This window comes from Sphingomonas bacterium, assembly GCF_903642285.1.
Classification (GTDB): domain Bacteria; phylum Pseudomonadota; class Alphaproteobacteria; order Sphingomonadales; family Sphingomonadaceae; genus Sphingomonas.
The window spans coordinates 22,714-39,213 of the sequence record NZ_CAHJWJ010000001.1; the positions used below are offsets into that span (position 1 = coordinate 22,714).

The following is a 16,500-nucleotide window of genomic DNA, read 5'->3' on the forward strand; positions in this document are numbered from 1 at the left end:
CTGACTGGTAGCGTGATGCTGATGCTGTCCGGCACTGCTTGCGAAGCGGCGTCCGGGCAGTCCGCTGCAGCGGCGAAAACCTTGAAAACGCCAAGTGCGCCGCCGAGCGCCGTTTCGGAAGACGAATATACGCTATCGTCCGGTGACAAGATTCATGTCATTGTCTTTGGCGAAGAGACGCTGACCGGCGATTATGTCATCACCAGCGGCGGCAATCTGTCCTTTCCGCTTGTCGGCAATCTGAAGGCAAGCGACAAGACCGTCGAGCAGCTGCAGGTCGCGCTCGCCACCGCCTTGGGGGACGGATACGTCAACAATCCCCGCGTCAGCATGCAGGTCATCTCGTTTCGCCCCTTCTATATTCTGGGCGAAGTCGCCAAGCCGGGCGAATATCCGGTGTCGACCGGACTGACCCTGCAACAGGCCGTGGCGTCGGCGGGAGGGTATACCTACCGCGCCAATACGCGTCGCGCGTATATCAAGAGGGCAAACGGAACGGCCGAGCGCTTGGTCGATCTTCGTGTTTCGGAGCCGATCATCATCCATGCGGGTGATACGATCCGCGTTGGCGAACGCCACTTCTGAGGCGCTGGCCAGCGGAGCGTCGCGCGCTCCGCTGGCCCATTTCCACCCTTTACTTCGCCGCCGCAGCCGCCGGCTTGAACGCGGGATCATACTGGATCTTCGCCGCCGCCCGCAGCTTCGCCATCTCGTCAGTCAGTGTTTTCTGCGCTCGCTCACGCTGTAATGCGCCGGCCGCGGCAGCGGACCACGTCGACGATGGCGACACCTTCGGCGCACGGCCGATGACGGTGCTGATATAGGTCACGCCATTGACCGTGAGGTCGAAGAGCTTTCCATTGGGCAACGCCGTCAATTGCTGCGAGACCGACGCTTCGATCGTGCCGGTATCGACCGCGGTCGTTCCGCGCGCGGCGGGCACGCCGTCCGCCTTCAGTTTTGCGAGTACCGCGTCGAGCGAGCCGAGGCTGGCCAATGCCTTTATCTGCTTGGGATCCGACGGTGCCGGGAAACGAACCTGATCGAGCGTCAGGCTCAGCCGATCGGCAAACAGCGACGGATTCTTGGCGATGAATGCACTGACTTCCGCTCGCGAAGGTACGCCGATTGACGACACGATCTGTTTCATCGCCAGGTTTGCGAGCAGCGCCTGTTCCATCTGGCGCCGCCGCGAGACGAATTCAGGTCCACGATCCAGATTCTTGCTCTTCGCATAATCGGCGAGCAGATTACGCTGGATCACGCGGTCGAGCGTCGCAGGCGCGAAGCTCTGGATGTCCTGACCCGCCGGCACGCCGGCGGCCTCGGCCTCGGCGCGCAATTCCTGTTGCGTGATGTCTTCGGCGTTCACGACCGCCACGACCTGGCCGCCCGGCTTCTTGGAGCACCCGCTCAGCATCGCTAGCGACAGCATCAGCGCGGTGCCGATCCGGATGGCCTGACCCACGTGCTTGATCGAGCTACTATTCGAGACTTCCGTGGACATGACCTCTCCAAAACAATGTGCCCCGCGTCATAACGGACACCGGTTAGCAGTCGATTGACGCGAGACGAACTGCGTTGTTTTGTCAATCTCTGGGTGACAAAAACACGCAAAGGCGGCGTTATCTTGGTCTTGGCGCGACCCGGCCATTGCATCGACGGCGAAAGTGGCCAAGGATTAACCCGATTAATTACAGGGGGGTGGGAAAAGCGATGGTCAGTCGCACGCGTCAACGACGCTGGGCCGGGGCGAAGACGGTAGGATTAGCGATCTGGATTGCGTTGGTGTCGCTCTTTCTGCTCTGGCAGGCGACCAGCTATCGCGGCATCATGTCGTTGATCGGCGAATGGCAGTTCAACGTCATCGGTCGGCACTATCCCACGTTCAACTACGTTTTCCTGGTCTTCCTTCTGAGCCTGCCCGGCTACCTGTTGTTCTTCCGCCCCCGCAAACGCGCGACGGCGGAGCGGCTGGAGGCGGCCACCTTTCGGTCGGCGCGGGTATTGATGAAGGCGATGCTGGGGGCCGCCATTGGGCTTGCCGGCGCCGCGCTGATCATTGTCATTGTCATGCTGTCTCTCCCGCGGGAAAGCGGTTCGAGCCAGTTGATCGATCTCTCCAAGCCGGTGCCGGCCGTCCTGTCGGAAGGGCCGGCAACCATCTCCGGTCATATCCTTTACGAACGCACCGCCGGCCTGGACGAGGACATGCTCCTCGTGCATCGCAACTACCGGTTCGCTCCGGTCACGGGTGCCGGCCAGCCTGGCACCGACCTGCGGTTCTTCGTGCAACTTCCGCCTGCCGATGATCAGTCGCGTGATGGCGCATTCGCGATGTCGGGCGTGCTCAAGCGCAACGGCCTTCCGGGCGAGGTCGTGCGCCTCTTCCGCTACGCCGGCTATCAGGTCGAAGAGCCGAATTACGTTCTGTTCGTGGAACCGTCCGCCATGCGGTGGCCGTATCTGACGCTGGTGGTGCAACTGGCGATCGGTGCAATTCTCGCTTTGTTGTTCGCTTTGGTCCAGCGGCGTCGCGTGCGGCATATCGACCGGCAGATCCATGTGAAACCGCTGGAAACACTTTCCTCAGCATAGGTATTTACGCCATCGTAAGTCAGGGCGTCCTACAACCGGGGCATGTCCAATGTCGTCTATCTCTCGTCATTCCTGATCGCGCTGGTGGCTACACCGGTGATCTCGCATGGCGTACAGCGTGACGCATCTCCCGTTTCGCCAATCGAACTGGCGGCGCCGATTTTCCCGCCAGCCCCGGCCGAGCGCGACGAGCGATCGGGGATGGTCATCCAACGATCGGCCGATGGGCTGTTTTACGTTCAGGCGCATGTGAACGGCGCGCTGGTCCAATTCGTGGTCGACTCCGGTTCGAGCGTGGTCGTGCTCAGCGCCGAAGACGCATCGCGCGCCGACATTGGCGGCGACGAGGCGGTCGATGTCGACACAGCGGGGGGAGCGTCGGCAATGCGCCGCGCGCAGATAAAGCACGTCGAGCTGGCGGGACAAAAGCTTTCGAACGTCGATGCGGCGATCGTCAACCGCAACCTGAAAGTATCGCTTCTCGGTCAGAGCGCGTTGTCCCAGCTCACGTCGGTGACGTTCAGGGGCAATCAGCTCGAACTGCAGTGATAGCGCTGCCGAGCGCGCGATAGATATCGGCACGGCCCAAATCGGCCGCTCGCTGAACTGCCTGTAATTAACGAATAGCCGAACCTTACCGCGGCTTCAGTCCGCGGCGATTTGCTCGTCACGACGACGTGGGCCCGGGGCAGAACGGGTCCTGATCGCCGATCCGATCATGAAGAAACCGACGATCATCATCAACCAGGTTGCGGGCTCCGGCGTTGCCACCACGGGCGTCGGCGTCGGCGTTGCCGTCGTAACCGGTGTCGCGGCAGGCGTAGGAGTTGCGGTCGCGGTCACGGGCGCGACCGGAGTGGCGCTGGGCGGGGTGAACGAAACCGGCAGGAAGGGCAGCCCACCGCCACCGCCGCCGCCAGTATAAGCGATCGTCTGTGCCGAGGGGCTGGGCACCAACGGCGAAGCCTGACCGCCGTCGACCAGCGGCGTATCGGCAGCAGGAGTGAAGCCTGGCGTACCGACCGGATTATCGTTGAACGGCGAGCGGCCTGCGGGCCGCGCGGGTGTTCTCGCGAAAAACGCCGAGGGCACGTCATTGCCACCTGAGCCATCGGGTGATGCGATGAGCGACGCCAGATTTACCGGGGGCAGGGTGGCACCGAACGCCTTCAACCCGACACCCTGCGTGATGAACAACGCACGTTCCTGGCGTGGCGCGACGGCAAGCAGAAGCGCCAGCATCGACATGACGAACATCAGCGACTGTTGGCGCCGGTGATTGCCCAGATATTCTTCGTCGAATCGTGCCACGGAGTATCCCCTTGATCCACCCTACCGCGCTACACCAGCGAAGCCAATGGGTTGCGCCATGCGGTCCCGATTCGGAACATGACCGGCGCTCGTTCATTTGATATAGGCCAGCGGTGAGCGAGGCGGCATGGTTCGAATCGTGCTGAGGGCGGGGTAGAGGATGGATATGACTGCACCGGCCGCTCGTCTTAATCGCCGTCATTGGCGCGTCGCCGCGTTGGCCGCGGTGCTGGCCGGTACCGTATCCTGTTCGAATGCCAGCGACATGAGCAACGATCAGCGGATCAACGATGCTTTGCTGCGAACGCTGACGTCGAAGAACGCGGCGATCTGTGTCGACAGCGGAACTTATGGCGAACCACTTGCCATTTTCCGCACGATGCTCGTCGCACCCTATCCGGTTCGGCGAATGCTTCACTGGAGCACGCCGGATCCGTTGCGGGTGGGCCGATCGCTTTCCGACCGGGAACTGGTCGATGATGAACTGCGCGAAGGGCATTCAATGCTGCCCGAGGCCGCGCAGGATCGTCCGCTGCCGCTGACCGCGCAGGGGCAACTCAATGCGCTCGCCCAGATGGCGTCGCTCGTCGGGTCCGAGTCGGGGGTTAGGCTGCACGATACCCCCGCGGTGCCATTGGCCCATGTCCGGTGGTGGCCGCTCAACCGGCTCGGTTCGCGCTGCGATGCCGTACATACCGTGTCCGCGCCGGTCATCAAGGGCGACATCGCGTTCCTGACGGTCACCGCTGCCCATCAGGGAACGATCTACGCCTTTCACAAGGTGGGAACTGAATGGACCACGATCGCCAAGTGGAGCAACTGGCTATATTGAGCAGCTAGATCGCGTCCGCCGACCCAAGGCATTGCGCCTTGTTCGACCGGGGCACCTGCCGACAATTCCACAATGCCTTGCTCCGGCCGTCGCTGGCTTGCGTATAATAGAAGCTGAGTTCCGCGCGCTGCGCCGGATTGAGCGGTAGCGATTGGGCGACCTGGGACACGTCTGACCATCCGAACACCGTGCACTCGGTGTTGTTCTTGCACAGCGCGAGCGCGGCTGTGGCATAGTTGCCGGGAAAGGTGCCTGGGTCGAGTTGCACGAAATACTGGCCGCTATTGTCGCCGCCGCCACGTACCACCGCCCCGCGCAAGGATTTCTCCCGCACGCCGGCTACCAGAATGGCAGGGGGCGGGGACTTTACGGCGCTTGCCGGTGCAACGGTGGCAGGCGTCTGCGCATCGACGATTTGGGGGGGCGGCGACAATCCCGCCATCGCGCTGACGACCGGTTCCGCGCCATCGATATGCCGGACGAAGTTGGCCGGCGTGCCCCACGAGCCCGCCCACCGGTAAAACAGATGCGGGCCGATCTGCGCGCTTTTGACGAGCGAACTGGCCCAATAGGGAACGACGTAACCGGCGTGATAATGCGTCGAAAGGCCCACGTCCCGGTCGACCGCGCCAGCCAGCGCGGCGGCGGCGACGGATCTGGCGCGCGTCCACGCCGCCGGCGAAGGCGACCGGCGGAGCATCGATCCGTCGCAGGTGAAGGTGAACTGGCAACCCGTGGCGCGCTCCGCCCCCTGAAAGACCACGCCGCAGACGCTGGCCGGGAATGCGGGATGATGAACGCGGTTGAGGACGACCTGCATCACCGCCCGCTGCCCGCTTCGATCGTCACCGATCTCGTACCATCCCGCCGCCGCCAGGCAATCGGTGGCCCGCGCCATCGCCTCGCCGGTCGCCGCCGATATGAACGGCTTGGCCGCAACCAGCGGGCCAGGTGCGATCGGTTGGTTCATGTTGAACGTCCGTGCCGCCTCGGGCGTGAGCGGCAGGAGCCGCTGGTCTTGAACGAAGCGTACCAGTTCCTGTTGTGCGACGGTTTGCGACGGCGGGATCGCCTGTTTGGTCCGCGTGCCGCCTCGCTCCGACGCGGTGAACGTCGGGATCAGCGTGACGAGCAGCAGCACGATGCCGCCCGACAACGCCATCAGGGCGATCGGCAGCGAGAGGCGCACGTCCCGTCCGAGGGGCCGAGCGTCGGGAACGGCGATACGAGCAAGCATTCGGGTGCCCTAGCCGCGTTTGCTTTGGGAATCATGATCGGCGCGACGTGAAGGATGTCCCATTATGCGTCTGTTCCGCTTGCGAGAAAAAATCTCCGGGCGCTGTGATCGGTTCGATCGAAGTCGCTCTGTCGACGGACCTCGTGCACGATGCCGGTTCGTGTCAAAAATACATGCCGAAGGATGCCCAACCATCAGAAGCCGTCGCTCAGGCAGCAGATTCTCCTATTTTTTTAGTATGTTGCGTTGAACAACGCGCCGCACTTGAACCGCTGGACTGGTCCACTTTGCAAGCCGATCGGCATCGCATGAAGGTCGTCGTGAAAGTGTCATTCACATCATTCAGGGTCGTACCAACGCCGTCGGGGCCGTGCCGATATCGACTAATCCGTGCCGCACCGACCCATTTTGAAACGGTTTTTTCACCGAATTGTGCGATTAGTCGGGATTACAAGGGTTGTCCGACTCGTCGCAAAGTGAGAAAAGAATGCTGCATTGCGACAACACTGAGTCGGTAAGGTTGCTACGATGCGTGAAGGGGGCCCCTTGGTGTCCAAGACACTCGACCTAATGACATTGGAGCGTCTGTTCGACCCTTCGAAGAACGTGTCGGTCCGCGTTTCCTGGACCCGGTCGGGCGGGAACGCGCCGACGATGGGCCCCGGTCGCACGGACACCGATTGGGCATCGCGCGCGCTCGATATCGCAATCGCGCTCGTCGCGCTGGTGTTCCTCTCGCCATTCCTGTTCCTGATCGCGCTGTTGGTCTGGCAGTCGGGCGGCCCCGCGCTGTTCGGTCATCGCCGGATTGGCATGGGCGGCAAGGCATTCACCTGCTGGAAATTCCGGACGATGCACGTCGATTCGGATCATCTGTTGCATGAGGTGCTGGCAACCTGCGCGATCGCGCGCCGCGAATGGGAATGCGACCACAAGCTGCGGTCCGATCCGCGGATCAGCCGGATCGGCATGTTCTTGCGCAAGAGCAGCCTCGACGAACTGCCCCAGTTGCTCAACGTCCTGAACGGCACGATGAGCATCGTCGGGCCCCGGCCGATCGTTCAGGCCGAGGCGTTTCGCTACGGGCGGTATTTCACCTTCTACTGCGAAGTACGGCCGGGCATCACCGGGCTGTGGCAGGTCAACGGGCGCAATTCGACGACCTATCGCCGACGCGTCGCCTGCGACGTCATGTATGTCCGGTCGAAGGCACCGATCAACGATATCCGCATCATGCTGAAGACCATTCCGGCGGTCTGTTTCGCGCGCGGGGCCTATTGATCGATCGCGCGAGCATCACGCTTGACATTGTTTCCATCTGCGGTGATCGTCCAGATCCCGTCGCCCAGGCCGACCGCCGACAAGCGCCCGGTGCGGTAAGCGCCCGTGTCCACCCCGATCCGGTTAGGCAGGATCATCACGCCCTCTTCGTAGATGGTATGGCCGTGGACGATAACGGCACCATGATCCGCATCGCTGGTGGTGAACGCATCGCCGATCCACAATCGGTGCTCGTCGGTCTGTTGGTCCAGCGCGACGCCGGGCATGATGCCGGCATGGACGAGATAATAGTCGCCGATCCGGACCCAGGTCGGTAGCTGCGCCAACCACCGACGAACATCGTTGCCGATCGCCATGCGCGCGGTTCGCAGGAACGAGGGGCCGTGGTCCCCGTCGATGTCACCCTGTTCGATGCCGAAACTGCGAAGCGTGGCCCCGCCGCCATGCGCAAGCCACAGGTCGAGCGCGGCATAGTCGCCCGCCAGCGCATCCACCATGATCGCCTCGTGATTGCCCTTGAGGACGACCAAGCTGCGCTCCTTGCGAAGGCACATCAGCAGCTCGATGATCTGCGCCGACTGCGGTCCGCGGTCTACGAAGTCACCGAGAATGACGATCTTCGTCGGTTGCGCTTCGCTATCCAAAACCTCGATCCTGATCCGCTCGATGATGTCCTCGAACAGATCCAGCCGGCCGTGGATATCGCCGATGGCATAGATGCGCGGCGGCTTCTGGGTCGCAGTCCGGCGCCAAGAGGGAGGTAGGGGCAACCTCATGCGCTGCTTCCGGCCACGCGGTTCATGTGCCCGTGTCTGGCAGGGATGCAATATAGATCAGCGCCATCATGCCGATGAACAGGCACCCCATAACCACGGTGATGGCGACGTTCTTGATGGCCGTGGTGCGCCTGATCCTGCGGATGCGGCCGATCCCGCGTAGGACGGAACCGGACGTCGCCTGGTCATCGGCGTGTGACGATCGAACCCGTCGGGATACCAGCCATCGCCCGATCGCATGCCAGTAGGCGGCCGCCAGCACCAGCGCGGCTCCACCGGCGGCGATGGCGTTGACCAGGACGCCCTGATGCTCCGGTCCGCGATCGATCATCGCCTGCTGCAACGGGAAGGATAGCAGGAACACACCCGCCAGATACGGCTCGACGCGACGGAAGAGGAGGGTGAGCGGCAGGCGGCAGACCATGAGAAACGAAGCGAGGTACGGCACCAGCAAGGCGATCGCGATGCGAAAGAACGCCGATGACAGCCAGCCGGGATGGCCTGCGACAACAATAGCCGCCAGCGCTACCACAGCGACGACGGGATAGCGGGGTTTCACGCTGACGCGCTCGCGCACATGGTAGATCGTCATTCCCAGCAGGCCGCCGAGAATGGTTCCGATGCCATCCCCCTGCACCAGGAACGAAACCTGCTCGTTCACGGCGGTGTTCAGATCCAGCACCTGTGCGATCAACGCGGCAAGCGCGGTGATGATCGCCAGCCCGGCGGCAATGATCACCGACCATCGCCGCCGCGACGTGACCGATGCGGTCACGAGCAAAGCGAGATAGAGCGGTGCCACCCACATGACGGCGTTGACCATTCGCGGCAGGTCGTTGAATTCGAACACGCCCGGCAGCTCATATTGTGGCCAGCCCAGCAAATTGAGGAGATAGGCGAAGAGCCGGCCGTCGCGAAAATAGGTCGCGCGAGCCTCGTTGGTAAACAGCGGTCCGAGGACGAACGCGGTGCCCAGGACCGCAAACGCATAGACCGGATACGCCACGCGCAGCCCGTCGCTCATGAACGTTCGCCAGGTCGACGATGCCCGGCGATGCGCCGCACTGAACCCGAGCGAGGCCGCGAGCCCGCACAGCGCGATCGACGGCAATGCCCACAGCCCCCGCACCGCCGCGAGGTTCGTGCTGTCCGTGACCTCGATACTCTGCAGAACGATCAGAAAAACGACCAGGAACAATCGGAGGGTCGCGCGTCCTCGTTTGTCCCCGTCATTACGCCGCAGCGCGTGTCCCAGTGACTGCAAGGCGAAACTCCATCGGCAAACGACGCTTATTATCCTATCGGGCCACCGGCACAAACCTTTCGGTAGGAAAGGGGTGTTAGAGGATTATAGTGTCGCAGTGCGGCATTTTAAGCGAGCAATATCGGTATAATTTCGCTAAGCGACATTGCCGAGCGGCGGCGATTGCTCAGGCGAGGGAACTAGCGTTGAATATTCAGACGACCGAATTGATTCCGCCGATCGATGCGGAGCCGATGCCTGACCCGACCGAGACGGGAGTTGGCAACAGTTCGCTCCTGCCCGATCCGAAGACGCTGCTGGTGATCTTCTGGCGCCGTATCTGGATATTCCTTGCCGTGTTCGCGCTGGTTGTCGGGGCCGCGGTGGCCTACGCCACGCTGGCGCCTCGTCAGTACACCTCGACCGCCTCGGTCACGATCGAGCCCCGGCGGGGCGATCCGGTCCAGGCCGCGGGTGAAGATGCCGACCATGCGCAGTCGTCCGACTTTATCGACAGCCAGATCCTTTCGTTCGACTCGCCGCAGCTGTCCGCGAAGGTGGTGATGGCGCTGGGCTTGCTCGACGATCCGCAATTCGGTGGTCCCGCCGACCAGGTGGTCGGGCTCAATCCAGTGCAGGAACGTGCGCGTCTGGCGACCGCGGCACAGCGACTGAAGAGCAGGGTGGTCGCTCGCCGGCTGGGGCAGACGACGCTGATCCAGATCGCGGCGACGACGCAGTCGCCGGGGCAATCCGCGCGTATCGCCAACGAATATGTCACGCAGTATCTCAACAGCATCGAGCAGGCGCGCGTCGCCGCCGATCAGCAGATGAACAAGCAGATCGATGGTCGTCTCGATCAATTGCGGGTGCAGGCCGAGCAGGCCGATGCGACGTTGCAGCAATACAAGATCGCACACGGGCTGATGAGTTCCGAAGGCGCGACGATGGCCGAACAGGAATCGTCGGCGTTGAACACGCAGGTGCAGAGCGCGCGCGCGCAGTTGGCCGAGCGTGAAGGACGGCTGAGTGCGGCCCGGCAGCAGCTCAAGGCCGGCGGCGGCGGCAGTGACGTGACGTCGGTGCTGAGTTCCGGAACGATCGGTTCGCTGCGCAGCCAGGAAGCCGATAGCAGCCGCAATCTCGCCCAGTTGCGCTCGCGCTACGGGCCGCGGCACCCGGCCGTCGCGCAAGAAGAGCAGCGACTGGAGGACGTGCAGCGTCAGTTGCAGGCCGAAAGCAACCGCATCATCTCGAGCCTGCAGGCCGAAGTCAGCGTGGCTGCCTCTGGCTTATCGTCCCTCGAAAGCAGCCAGGGGGCTGCGCGTGGACGCCTTGCCGCCAATGCCTCAGCGCAGGTCGGTTTCCTGGAATTGCAGCGCAAGGCGGATGCCGCGCGGACCGTCTATGCGGCGTTCCTCAACAAATCCCGCGGCAGCGCGGCGCGCGACGGCATCGAACAGCCGCTCGCGACGCGGTCGGCAAACGCGGTTCCGGCGACCGCACCCTCGTCGCCCAACGTTCCCCTGCTGTATCTCGTCGGTCTGCTCATGGGGCTGATTACCGGCGTTTCGGCGGTCGTCGTGGCCGAGTTCCTCGACGGCGGCATCAAGACCAAGACGGATGTCGAGCGGCGGCTGGGCGCGCGGTATCTCGGGTCGGTTCCCGATATCGAATCGACGCTCGATGGCCTGCGCAGCACCGAGCCGCCCGAAGAATATATCGTGTCCCATCCTCTTTCGACCTTCGCCGAGGCGTTGCGGAACCTGCGTGCGTCGATGACGCTCAGGGGTAACAAGCGGCCCAAGGTGCTGGCGGTGACGTCTGCGCTGCCGCGCGAGGGCAAGACGACGACCGCGGTCTGCCTGGCCCGGACGCTCGCGATGTCGGGTGCATCGACGGTATTCGTCGATTGCGATCTTCGCCGTCATTCGGCCAGCGATATCCTGCTCGGTGGCCGTGAAGGTCAGTTGCTGAAGGTGTTGGCGGGCGAAATTCCCATCGAACAGGGTCTGCTCGTCGATACCGTGACAGACCTTCATATCCTGGCCACGCATGTCGCGCCGACGGACGGACGCGACCTGCTGGTGCCCAATCTGATCTCCGCGCTGTTCTCCCAGCTTCGTGATCAATATGACTATGTCGTGATCGACACCGCGCCGGTCCTCGGCATCGCCGATGCGCGTTCGGTCGCCAGCATGGCGGACGCCGTGGTCCTGCTTGCGCGTTGGCGGCATACCTCGCTGCGTGCCGCGGATACGGCGCTCGACCTGCTGATCGGGGTCCGCGCGAAGGTGTACGGGGTCGCGCTGACGATGGTCGATATCCGCAAGTTCGGCAGCACGGGGCAGGAAGACGTCTACGGCTACCACAAGAAGTTCAAGGGCTATTATGTCAACTGACGCGTCCGTCCCGGCGCGACGTGCGACGGTGGCGACGGTTGCCTTTGTGGTGTTTCTTGGCGGCGCGGCGTTCGCTGCACCTCACGCCGCCGTGCCTCCGGCGCCGGTAAAGGCGTCCCCCGCGGTCGAGACGGGCGGCCCATCGTTCTTCGAACCGTTCGATCGGCTGGACAGCAGGCGCTGGTTCGTTTCCGATGGGTGGGTGAACGGCGACCATCAGGGCTGCACCTGGTCGAGGGAAAATCTCTCGATCAGCAAGGGCGTTTTGCAATTGGTGCTCGGCAAGGCCAAGGACCGGATCAGGCCGTATCGATGCGCGGAGCTGCGCACCGTCGGTCATCTCGGCTACGGCACCTATGAAGGTCGCATGCGGACCGCAGCCGGGTCGGGCCTCAACACCGCCTTTTTCACCTATAGCAACGAAACGCGTGACGAGATCGACTTCGAATTTCTCGGCCGCGATCCGGGCGGCGTGCAGTTGAACTACTACCAGGCGGGCCGCGGCGGCCACGAAAGCACGCCGAAGCTCGGCAACGACGCATCCGCCGGCTTCCATGATTATGCCTTCGTCTGGGCGCCGGGCAGCATCCGATGGTATATCGACGGCAAGCTCGTTCGAGCCGTCAGCGGCCCGGATATCCCCACGGTGCCCAGCAGCCTGGTCCTGTCGCTTTGGAACGGAACGGCGAACATCGCCGGATGGCTCGGGCCGTTCGACGCAAGCCATACCCCGGTGTCGGCGGACTATGACTGGGTGGCATTCACGCGGGCGGGCGAGAAATGCAATTTCCCCGAATCGATTACCTGTCATCCGCTCTGACGCGGCGTAGCAGGTGACCCAACGGCTCTCTGGACCGGGTTATGGCCGTGGACACGGACCGATCCCCACGGCATTCCCGGACAACCTCGATGCGATGCATCGCCCGGAACAGGTTGCTGCTGCGGGCCGGATTGCGGGAGTAGCCGGGTGAGCGACGTGCGGCGCGAGCGGTGGCGCGTGCGGATCGCGCTGGGACTGGTGATCTTCGTGGCCGCCGCCCTGCGGCTGACGGGGCTGCATTATTCGTTGTGGAATGACGAAGTCGCATCGGTCGAATTCGCCAAGGTTCCTGTCCGCCTGCTCTGGTCGGACTGGATGATCCGCGAAACCAATCCGCCGCTCTATTACACCGTGCTTCACGGATGGATGATGGCGGTCGGCAACGGTGATGGTCATCTGCGGTTGTTGACGGCGCTGATCGGTTGCCTCGATATTCTCCTCGTCTTCGCGCTGGGCCGACGGGTCGGCGGTGCCTGGACGGGGACCATCGCCGCCGCGCTGGTCGCGCTGTCCGCGCAGAACATCCTCTACAGCCAGCAGGTGCGCGCCTATATCCTTGCCGATGCGGGAGCGGTGGCCGCGATCACTGGGGCGATCGTGTTTCTCGACGCAGTGCATCGGCCGACCGGGGATGGCCGCCGCGCAGGGGGGCTCGCGCTCTACCTCGGCGGTGCCGCGGTCGCGATCTATTCGCACACGACTTTGTTGCTGTTGCCGGCGCTGACGGGCGTTTTCGTCCTGGCGCGGCTGGTCCTTCCCGCGTCGCGCGCCGTGCGTCCGGTGGAGGAATGGATCGCGACCAACGCGCTGCTGCTGCTCGCCGCTGCGTGGTGGGTACGGATCACGATCCTGCAGGCGGAGACACGATCGACGATCGGCTGGATCGCGACGCCATCGCTACCCTATGCGATCCGGATGACGCTCGAATCCTTTCTGCCATGGCAGATTGGCCCGGCGCAGTACCTCGTAGCAGTGCTCGCGACTGCTGCTGCGGCATGGGGTACCTGGCAGTGGCGTGACCGGCCGGACTATCTGCTGCTGCCGTTCCTGGCGGTCGGCCTGCCGGTCCTTCTCTATGCCGCGAGCATCAAGGTGCCGATGTTTCTCGATCGAACCGTCTATTGGGCGAGCGCGCCCTTTCTCGTCACGGTCGCAGCCGGCATTGCACGATTGCAGCCCCGCGGCGTGGCAATCGGTGCCGCCGGCATCGCGGTCGTGGCGAGCGTAGCGGGTTGGGCCACCTGGTTTCCGGCACGCGAGACCGAGCCCTGGCAGGATATCGCCGAGTCACTCGATCGCCAATATCCCGGCATGACGGTGCTGACGCAAGGCATCGGGCCCACGCTGGCGCTGCGTCGGTATTGCCGGCCGCCCGGCTGCTCCCTTCGCATCATTGGCGTCCGATCGCCGTCGATCGACACCTGGGCGTCGGGCTTTTCGGTGCCCGGCATGGTCGGCAAGCACGAGGCGGCCGATATCCTAAAGCGGCGCGGGTCGATCGTGGCGATACGGTGGATGGCGGCCGATCCGATGGCGATGCCGCCGCCTACCGCATTGGCGCGGCCCATCGTCATCGGGTATGGCCATGCCGATAATATCGGAGCGACATTGTGGCGCGTGCGGTGAGATCGTCCGACGGGCATGGTCACGCGGGGCTAGACATGGACGTCTCGATCATCATCCCGACCTATAATCGGCTCTGGAGCCTGCCGGAGACGATCTCGTCCTGTCCGAGCGGCGACAGTATCGAGATCATTGTCGTCGACGATGGCAGCACGGACGGAACATGGGCGTGGCTGCAGAGCCGGCCCGATGTCATTTCCCTGCATCAGGTCAATCAGGGCAAACCCGCCGCCGCCAATGCGGGCTTTGCCCGTGCATCGGGAGAATATGTCAGGTTCCTCGATTCGGACGATGCCCTGATCACGGACAGTGCGAGAGACCAGCTCGCTTATGCATTGTCGACCGGGTCCGACATCTGCGTTGCGGGTTATCTGGCGGAGTACGTCGCTTCGGGAAACCGGGTTCTGCATGCCTGGGAAGATTGCGGCGATTTCCTGGCGCAGCAGCTGGGGGAATGCGACAGCTCCCATTACTCCGCGTACCTCTTCAGGCGGCAGTTCCTGAACGATATCCGTCATCGGCCGGAATTTGCGTTCCGGGATGACCGGATGATGGTCGTGGAATGCGCGGTAAAGGAGCCGTCGGTCGCGGTGTGGAACCAGCCGACCCTGTTGCATCGCCATCATCTCCAGCCTCGTACGCAGTTCCGGTCGGGATCGGTGGCGATCGTCACCCATTGGCAGGAACTGCAGATGTACCGGCAGATTGCCGCGCGTCTGACCGAGGCGGGTTTGCTGACCGATCGGCGCCGAGCGGCGATGGCGAACAACATCTGGCCACTGGCGCTGCGCATCGCGGGGCATGACCGGCGTGAGGGACGGGCGGCACTCGAATGGCTATGGTCGCTGTATCCGGGCTTCATTATACCGAAGGGCGGCATCAACGACCTTTATAGAGTATTGGGAGTTGCCGTTGCACAAACGCTGGTGAATGCCGCCCGGACGGTTCGAAACACCGGTCGAGCGACCTGGCGGGGTTGAGAGGTAACGCATGAGCCGTGACACACTTGCAAGCAAGCGAACCGACTTCGCCCCCGCGCCAAGAAATTTTCAGGTCAAGCTCGTCCGCCTGCCGATCTCCGTATCGGCAGAAGGGTTGGCGTGCGTCGCCACGCTCGCACTTCCGTTCATCAATATCGTCGGCCCGATCGGCGTGCTCGCCTTTTTTGGGAGTACCAGCCTTGTCCTGATGCTGCGACCGCTGCCCAGCATGCGCGAACTCCTCCGTTTTTCGCCGCTGTTCCTGCTTCCCGTCCTGGCGATCCTCTCGACGATCTGGTCCGAAGCGCCGCAGCGGTCGATGCGCTCCGGCCTCGAGCTGTTGCTGACGATCGGGGCGGGGATCGTCATCTGCCGCAATATGCGCCCCGAACGGTTCATTCTGTGCCTTTTCGTCGCCATGCTGCTAATCTCCGCCACCGTCGCGCCCAACATCCCGCAGTGCATCGCCACCAAATATCCGCTGACGGCGTCATGGGGCAGCAAGAATCAGGTTGGCCTGTTCGGTTTCCTGCTGTTCGCGCTGTCGCCGGCGATCATTTTCGACCGGCTCCAGCCTTGGCCTGCTCGACTGATCGCACCGCTCGCGGCGGTGTATGCGCTGCTCGTCTGTTACCTCGCGCAATCCGGCGGAACGACGTCGTGCCTGGTACTGATGATGATCGCCTTTCCGCCGCTGGCGCTTTTGGCAGCGATGAAACCGCCTCTGCGGATCGCGCTCGTCGTCATCACGCTCCTGCTTATCCTGGGTGCCAGCTTCTTCCTGAGCGACATCAGCGCGGCGATCACCGACTTCAGGACCACGGTGCTCAACAAGGACGCGACGCTCACGGGGCGGACCTATCTCTGGGACTTTGCCGATCGCCTGTCCGCGGGCAGTCCGATACTCGGGCACGGGTATTTCGCTTTCTGGCGGCAGGGCAATATCGACGCGGAGGGCCTTTGGCGGTGGGGCGGTATCGCTGCGCGTGGCGGATTCAATTTCCATAATGCTTTCGTCGGCATGCGCGTGGACCTGGGCATCGTCGGTGTTGTGATATTGGCCGGGAGCTGCGTCGCCGTGATGCTGGGCGCGCTCAGTCGACAGGTCATCGCCCCCAGCACGGCACTGGCCTGCCTGATCTCGATCACGCTGGTTAACTATGTCCGGACCTATGTGGAAGAAGGTCTGGTATCGCCCTTCAGCGTCGTCACGCTCGTCTGGCTGGCGACCATTCTCTATGCGCTGCCGGCGCGCCTGGGCCAGTCCGAGCCCGTATCCGGCGAGCGTGTTCGGGCCTATGTCGCCGACGATCCGATCCGTCCCCGCAAGGAACGCTGGTCGGCGGGCATCCCGAGGGGAAGGCCGTCAAGGAGAATGCTGGGCTGATGCGCCTGAC

At 63.4% G+C, this 16,500-nt stretch carries 15 protein-coding genes; 10 read left to right on the top strand and 5 right to left on the bottom strand.

Annotation, left to right across the window (positions count from 1 at the left end; translation table 11 throughout):
* Positions 1-15 precede the first annotated feature (15 nt).
* Positions 16-585 carry a polysaccharide biosynthesis/export family protein gene (locus HUU99_RS00115; protein ID WP_174284545.1) on the top strand — a complete coding sequence of 190 codons (570 nt, stop codon included), beginning with the start codon at positions 16-18 and terminating at the stop codon, positions 583-585.
* Positions 586-634: 49 nt separating this feature from the next.
* Here the strand turns inward: HUU99_RS00115 and HUU99_RS00120 are convergent, their stop codons facing one another.
* Complete coding sequence (locus HUU99_RS00120) at positions 635-1,507, bottom strand: peptidylprolyl isomerase (protein WP_174284546.1); 873 nt, start codon at positions 1,505-1,507, stop codon at positions 635-637.
* Between the two features lie 209 nt (positions 1,508-1,716).
* Between HUU99_RS00120 and HUU99_RS00125 the strand changes: the two genes are divergently transcribed.
* Together HUU99_RS00125 and HUU99_RS00130 are read left to right on the top strand one after the other, a co-directional pair.
* On the top strand, positions 1,717-2,598 hold the full coding sequence (locus HUU99_RS00125; RefSeq protein ID WP_174284547.1) for a hypothetical protein: 882 nt from the start codon (positions 1,717-1,719) through the stop codon (positions 2,596-2,598).
* A gap of 42 nt (positions 2,599-2,640) precedes the next feature.
* The gene (locus tag HUU99_RS00130; protein ID WP_174284548.1) at positions 2,641-3,147 is read left to right on the top strand and encodes a TIGR02281 family clan AA aspartic protease; all 507 of its coding nucleotides are present in this window, start codon (positions 2,641-2,643) and stop codon (positions 3,145-3,147) included.
* Positions 3,148-3,243: 96 nt separating this feature from the next.
* On the opposite strand, the gene HUU99_RS00135 is transcribed toward HUU99_RS00130, so the two are convergent.
* Entirely contained in the window at positions 3,244-3,909 is a 666-nt protein-coding gene (locus HUU99_RS00135; protein ID WP_174284549.1) for a PEPxxWA-CTERM sorting domain-containing protein, read from the bottom strand.
* A gap of 166 nt (positions 3,910-4,075) precedes the next feature.
* Between HUU99_RS00135 and HUU99_RS00140 the strand changes: the two genes are divergently transcribed.
* Positions 4,076-4,741, top strand: coding sequence for a hypothetical protein (locus HUU99_RS00140; protein ID WP_174284550.1), 666 nt, complete (start codon positions 4,076-4,078; stop codon positions 4,739-4,741).
* 4 nt (positions 4,742-4,745) lie between these two features.
* Here HUU99_RS00140 and HUU99_RS00145 read toward each other — a convergent pair whose 3' ends face one another.
* Positions 4,746-5,930: a cell wall hydrolase gene (locus HUU99_RS00145; protein ID WP_174284551.1), complete on the bottom strand. Its 1,185-nt coding sequence runs from the start codon at positions 5,928-5,930 to the stop codon at positions 4,746-4,748.
* A 597-nt stretch (positions 5,931-6,527) separates the two neighbouring features.
* On the opposite strand from HUU99_RS00145, the gene HUU99_RS00150 reads away from it, so the two are divergent.
* Positions 6,528-7,259: a sugar transferase gene (locus HUU99_RS00150; protein WP_254602826.1), complete on the top strand. Its 732-nt coding sequence runs from the start codon at positions 6,528-6,530 to the stop codon at positions 7,257-7,259.
* Here the strand turns inward: HUU99_RS00150 and HUU99_RS00155 are convergent.
* Entirely contained in the window at positions 7,253-8,035 is a 783-nt protein-coding gene (locus tag HUU99_RS00155; protein WP_174284552.1) for a metallophosphoesterase family protein, read from the bottom strand. The two genes, HUU99_RS00150 and HUU99_RS00155, sit on opposite strands and share 7 nt — an antisense overlap.
* Positions 8,036-8,057: 22 nt before the next feature.
* Positions 8,058-9,146: a hypothetical protein gene (locus HUU99_RS00160; RefSeq protein ID WP_174284553.1), complete on the bottom strand. Its 1,089-nt coding sequence runs from the start codon at positions 9,144-9,146 to the stop codon at positions 8,058-8,060.
* A 338-nt stretch (positions 9,147-9,484) separates the two neighbouring features.
* Here HUU99_RS00160 and HUU99_RS00165 point away from each other — a divergent pair, with 338 nt between their 5' ends.
* The 5 genes from HUU99_RS00165 to HUU99_RS00185 all read left to right on the top strand — a co-directional run bounded on the left by HUU99_RS00165 (position 9,485) and on the right by HUU99_RS00185 (position 16,490).
* Positions 9,485-11,680: a GumC family protein gene (locus HUU99_RS00165; RefSeq protein ID WP_174284554.1), complete on the top strand. Its 2,196-nt coding sequence runs from the start codon at positions 9,485-9,487 to the stop codon at positions 11,678-11,680.
* The gene (locus tag HUU99_RS00170; RefSeq protein ID WP_174284555.1) at positions 11,670-12,500 is read left to right on the top strand and encodes a family 16 glycosylhydrolase; all 831 of its coding nucleotides are present in this window, start codon (positions 11,670-11,672) and stop codon (positions 12,498-12,500) included. Before HUU99_RS00165 ends, HUU99_RS00170 begins: the two co-directional genes overlap by 11 nt.
* 147 nt (positions 12,501-12,647) lie before the next feature.
* Positions 12,648-14,126 (top strand): glycosyltransferase family 39 protein, encoded by a 1,479-nt coding sequence (locus tag HUU99_RS00175; RefSeq protein ID WP_174284556.1) that lies wholly within the window; start codon positions 12,648-12,650, stop codon positions 14,124-14,126.
* A complete protein-coding gene (locus HUU99_RS00180; RefSeq protein ID WP_174284557.1) occupies positions 14,123-15,103 on the top strand; it encodes a glycosyltransferase family 2 protein in 981 nt (326 codons plus the stop codon). Before HUU99_RS00175 ends, HUU99_RS00180 begins: the two co-directional genes overlap by 4 nt.
* A gap of 10 nt (positions 15,104-15,113) precedes the next feature.
* Positions 15,114-16,490, top strand: a complete 1,377-nt coding sequence (locus tag HUU99_RS00185) for an O-antigen ligase family protein (protein WP_174284558.1) — start codon at positions 15,114-15,116, stop codon at positions 16,488-16,490.
* Positions 16,491-16,500: the final 10 nt, after the last annotated feature.

What these genes read in the sequence shown, in the direction of transcription:
- HUU99_RS00115 (WP_174284545.1), top strand. Translation starts at nt 16, where the DNA reads ATGCTGATGCTGTCCGGCACTGCTTGCGAAGCGGCGTCCGGGCAGTCC.
- HUU99_RS00120 (WP_174284546.1), bottom strand. Translation starts at nt 1,507, where the DNA reads ATGTCCACGGAAGTCTCGAATAGTAGCTCGATCAAGCACGTGGGTCAG.
- HUU99_RS00125 (WP_174284547.1), top strand. Translation starts at nt 1,717, where the DNA reads ATGGTCAGTCGCACGCGTCAACGACGCTGGGCCGGGGCGAAGACGGTA.
- HUU99_RS00130 (WP_174284548.1), top strand. Translation starts at nt 2,641, where the DNA reads ATGTCCAATGTCGTCTATCTCTCGTCATTCCTGATCGCGCTGGTGGCT.
- HUU99_RS00140 (WP_174284550.1), top strand. Translation starts at nt 4,076, where the DNA reads ATGACTGCACCGGCCGCTCGTCTTAATCGCCGTCATTGGCGCGTCGCC.
- HUU99_RS00155 (WP_174284552.1), bottom strand. Translation starts at nt 8,035, where the DNA reads ATGAGGTTGCCCCTACCTCCCTCTTGGCGCCGGACTGCGACCCAGAAG.
- HUU99_RS00170 (WP_174284555.1), top strand. Translation starts at nt 11,670, where the DNA reads ATGTCAACTGACGCGTCCGTCCCGGCGCGACGTGCGACGGTGGCGACG.
- HUU99_RS00185 (WP_174284558.1), top strand. Translation starts at nt 15,114, where the DNA reads ATGAGCCGTGACACACTTGCAAGCAAGCGAACCGACTTCGCCCCCGCG.